This window comes from Pedobacter sp., from assembly GCF_035566355.1.
Taxonomy (GTDB): domain Bacteria; phylum Bacteroidota; class Bacteroidia; order Sphingobacteriales; family Sphingobacteriaceae; genus Pedobacter.
This window is the reverse complement of the sequence record NZ_DATMRL010000221.1, coordinates 1-4,551: the sequence shown is the minus strand read 5'-3', so window position 1 is coordinate 4,551 and position 4,551 is coordinate 1. Positions and strand designations below refer to the sequence as shown.

Annotated in this window: 3 protein-coding genes; 1 reads left to right on the top strand and 2 read right to left on the bottom strand. The window is 38.6% G+C overall.

Annotated features, from left to right (window positions below):
- Positions 1–669: 669 nt before the first annotated feature.
- On the bottom strand, positions 670–1,134 hold the full coding sequence (locus VNZ46_RS08435; protein ID WP_325559654.1) for a hypothetical protein: 465 nt from the start codon (positions 1,132–1,134) through the stop codon (positions 670–672).
- A gap of 51 nt (positions 1,135–1,185) precedes the next feature.
- Entirely contained in the window at positions 1,186–1,818 is a 633-nt protein-coding gene (locus VNZ46_RS08430; protein WP_325559653.1) for a hypothetical protein, read from the bottom strand.
- A 165-nt stretch (positions 1,819–1,983) separates the two neighbouring features.
- Here VNZ46_RS08430 and VNZ46_RS08425 point away from each other — a divergent pair, with 165 nt between their 5' ends.
- On the top strand, positions 1,984–4,317 hold the full coding sequence (locus VNZ46_RS08425) for a DUF2339 domain-containing protein (protein WP_325559651.1): 2,334 nt from the start codon (positions 1,984–1,986) through the stop codon (positions 4,315–4,317).
- Positions 4,318–4,551 lie beyond the last annotated feature (234 nt).

Sequence of the window (4,551 nt, the reverse complement as noted above, 5' to 3'; positions counted from 1 at the left end):
GGATTTTTGTCGCCTTCTTTTGCAAAAGTGGTAAATGCAGATGAAGTTAAAACGATAGCTGTTAATGCTGTTGCGAATAAGGTTTTGATAGCGGTTTTCATATCTTTATGTTTTAAGTTTTTTAAATTCTCTTTGTACATAAGACGTACGCAAACCACAAACGTTTCACCCCTTTTGCCCCTATTAGACCAACAGCAGGGTAACCATCGACGAACACACAGTTATTCACGACCAGCCGTTAAAGCAGTTTAACGATAAGTGGAATAAACTCAGTGAGAAGGTACTCACCCTTCTGAATTTCTTATTCGATTTTCTAAATTTACCACCATACCATAGCCTATTATACTACTACGAATATTATTTTGTAATTAGTTCATAAACTATGTTTAATATAAACCATATCCCTATGAAAAAAAAAATTAACCCAATTATTTTTTTCCTATAAAAGAAAAAAAAAATAATCCCGAAACTATCAATATCGGACTACAGAAGAAAACTTGAATATAAGCTTGCTTCGGCAGTATATCGGGGATTGATAAGTAATGAGATAGGTTCGCCCCCCTATGTTTCAGATGATATATTAATAGATTGTCAGATATACCTCCATTTCCTCCAGCGGCTAAAGATGTACCAGCTTAGGTATGCGTGCGGTACTCGCGCAAGCAAAGTCTAATATCCAATATTTTCAGCATTAAGTATACTATCTGCTGTCATTTTAGAAATTGAGTTAGCATAAGAGCCTATTTGATAAGTATAAATTCTAGTGGCACTTTGACCTTTGCGGGGATAATAATATTCCATTTCCAGTAGTCTTTCCTCTCCATTTTGCTTAGGAAGCCTAAATACATCCAATTCTGCTTCAATATTGCATCCAGAAAAAGCAACAGATTTTCTCTTGTGCCCAATATTTTTTTCGCTTCCTGACCAACCAATATAATCCTCGCTTCTTTCCTTAATACTCCAGTTTACGGGGAGAAGAGGAATCCTCAACTCTTTTCTTTTTTTATTATAGGATATCCCATAGCTATTTTGACATTTTTTCGCAATGTATGAATAAGCAACAAAGCCTAGATAAGCTAATACAGAAATTGATGCTAATCCTATATAAATAATAAAAACATATTTTTTATTCATAACTATCTTTAGGAATCTGATGACTATAATTCTTGCCAGAAATTATTTTAATTATTTAAGCAATTCCGGATCCATGGTGTTGGAATAATAATCATAAATATTCATTCCATTGGGGTCATCGCTATTAGCTATACGTGTTCCTTTTTTAACGACAATGAAATTAGATTCGAAGAATTTCTTACCGTCGTTTGCAGTCTGGTTCCGTTGATAAAAAATAACCCATGCCTGGAGAGCGGGTACATCCCATATGAACGATTCCCCATCTCCTCTTGCTGCGACTTTTTGAAATTTTGGATATTTTGTTTTAAGGTCATCTATAATTCCCCTGCTTTCCTCCTGGTTCACAGAGCTATATTTAAAACCCAAATAGCTAGCCTCGCCGTTAATATAGATTAACAATTTATTGTGGGCCTCAGAATTTGGATGTGTATAGGAGCTGATTTTTATTCCATCAATAGAATAATGATTCGGCTCATCGTCAATATATCCCCGTAGACCAAAAAAAATATCCCTACCAGACTTCAATTGCTTGTCACCTTTAAACAGTTTTGATACATCCTGGTCAAATTTTAAAGACAACAGATCAGTTTTGGACTGACAGCCAAGAAAGAAGGGAACTAAAGCAAAAATGCAAAGGATTCTTATACTTACTCTTAGGGGTGAATTTAATCCAGGTATTGCCATCTTGAACGTATTTTTAGCATTTATTTAACAAATCCAAGTTATAAAAAGTTCTCTGATAAACGAGCCCAATATATAGACTACTGTAACTCAGGCACGATCAGTCCCGCACATTTCATCAATATATTTATATATTTAAGACCATAATGCTCAAAAAAAGAAAATAGGATGAATAATTCCGAAAAATTAGATCTGCTTTTACTGAAACTGGAAAATCTACAGGTAAGACAAGCAGACTTCGACGCTGAGCTCAAAGTGCTACAATCAGAGATCAGGTCAATTCAATTCCCATCAACAGAACCTGATGTATCTCTGGCCGCTCCAAGTATTCCTCAACCGCGACCACAAAAGCCACCAGTATTTACGCCACCAAAAAGGCCGGTGCCTCCTTCTTTTCCAAACCAATTTAGCCGGAAAATAATGGATAAATCTGACCTGGAGAAGTTTGTTGGTGAAAATCTGATCAGCAAAATCGGTATTCTAATCCTGATTATCGGTGTAGGTATCGGGGCAAAATACGCCATTGACCATGATATGATCAGTCCTTTAACCCGTATTATCCTGGGCTACCTGGTTGGTGGCTGTCTGTTTGGTTTTGCGGTTAAACTTAAAGCCAAATACGAGAATTTTTCTGCAGTGCTCATTAGTGGTGCAATTGCCATATTGTATTTCATCACCTTTGCCGCCTACGATTCTTATGCGCTGATTCCTCAAGCCCTGACGTTTATACTCATGGTGATATTTACCGTTTTTGCGGTCATTACGGCTACAAAATACAACAAACAAGTGATTGCACATATTGGTTTAGTGGGTGCTTATGGCGTTCCCTTTTTACTCAGCGACGGTTCCGGGAAGGTCGTTGTGTTGTTCAGCTATATGGCCATCATCAATATTGGTATCCTGATCATAAGTTTCAAACGGTACTGGAAACCTATGCTGTATGTTTCCTTTGGACTTACCTGGCTTATTTTTCTGGGTTGGGCCATTTTTAAAACCGATGCGGCAAACTATTTAAGCCTGGGGCTGATCTTCTCTACCATCTTCTTTTTCACTTTCTACCTCAGCAGCCTGGCCTATAAAGTCAAAAAAGAGGAGCCTTTTGGCCTGTCAGATGTCCTCATCATTCTCCTCAATTCTTTTGTTTACTATGGCATCGGTTATTTTATCCTCAACATTGATATTACAGGTGCAAAATTGCTTGGTCTGTTTACCCTCTGCAATGCGGTTATTCATTTGGTGGTAAGCCTGATTCTTTATAAAAAGAACCTCGCCGATAAAAAATTGTTCTACCTCGTCTTGGCTATGGTCATCACCTTTATCACTGTTGCGGTACCGGTACAACTGAATGGTGGATATGTGACCATTCTCTGGACAATGGAAGCCGCTCTGCTGTTATACCTGAGCCGGGTAAAAAACATTGCGATCTATGAAAAACTCGCTCTGCCATTAGTCATCCTGTCCGCTTTGAGTATCCTGGAAGATTGGATCAGCTATCACGGGGCCAATTCTCCGACCGAAGAAATTGTTAAGCCCATACTCAACGTAGACTTTCTGACGGCCTGTATTTCCATTGCTGCTTTTACATGGATGTTTCGCGTAAACAGAAAGACAAATGACAACCCGGATAAATCCGTTTGGATTGAAAACACACTGGCTTACCTCATTCCTACTGTCTTATTAGCAGTTTGCTATATGACCTTTAGAATGGAGATCAATAAATATTTCGATGGAATGCTGGCCAAAACGATGGTCACCATTAAGCCGGCAGTTGCAACAGACCACTCTGGCTATGCGTATAACCATGACTATACATTATTGAAAACCGCATGGATCTATGTATATACCTTATTTTTTGCCGCAATACTCATTATAGTTAATCTTAAAAAAATCAGGATGGAAAAACTGGCTACAGTTTGCATGATGATTAGTCTAGTTACCATCCTGGCTTTCCTGACCGAAGGACTTTATAATTTAACCGAACTGCGCAACAGCTATCAGTCGCAGCTTGATCAATACTTCCCCAGCGGCCCTATTAATATCGGCATCCGCTACATTTCTCTTGCGTTCTTTGCCTTGCTCCTGTTTCAGTGTTACTATTTGGACCGGTCGGGCCTCTTAAAGAAGAACATCAAAAACGGATTCGATTATGTATTGCACATTTCTCTATTATGGATCCTGAGTAGCGAACTCATTAATATCATTTCCCTGATAGGATTAGAAGATAGTGATAAGCTTGGGCTCAGCATTCTTTGGGGTGTTTATTCGCTGTTTTTAACCGTTCTGGGCTTTGCAAAAAAGAAAAAGCACCTGAGGATTGGTGCCATTGCTTTGTTTGCCATTACGTTGGCTAAACTGTTTTTATATGACCTGGGAGACCTGGGCACCATTGCGAAAACGGTTGTTTTTGTGTCCTTAGGGGGTTTGCTATTGATCATTTCCTTCTTGTACAACAAATACAAACACCTGATTACTGATGATTCGGAGATGGAGAAATTAGTTTGATGTTTCTGTTTCAGAATTGCATTTCATTTCAGGCATAGATCTCGGGGCATAAAACACTGAGCCCGGCCGTCTTTACAGACGCCGGGCTGAGGTTTTGACAACTATTTAAATCGCTTATTATTTGGTAGTGCTGGTCGAAACACCTGCTATTTTGATGGCAAAAACCGGGCTGGAAGAATCTGTTTTTAATGCTGCAAAATGGGTTACATTCAGATTTGAAATGTTGTCTTTTTC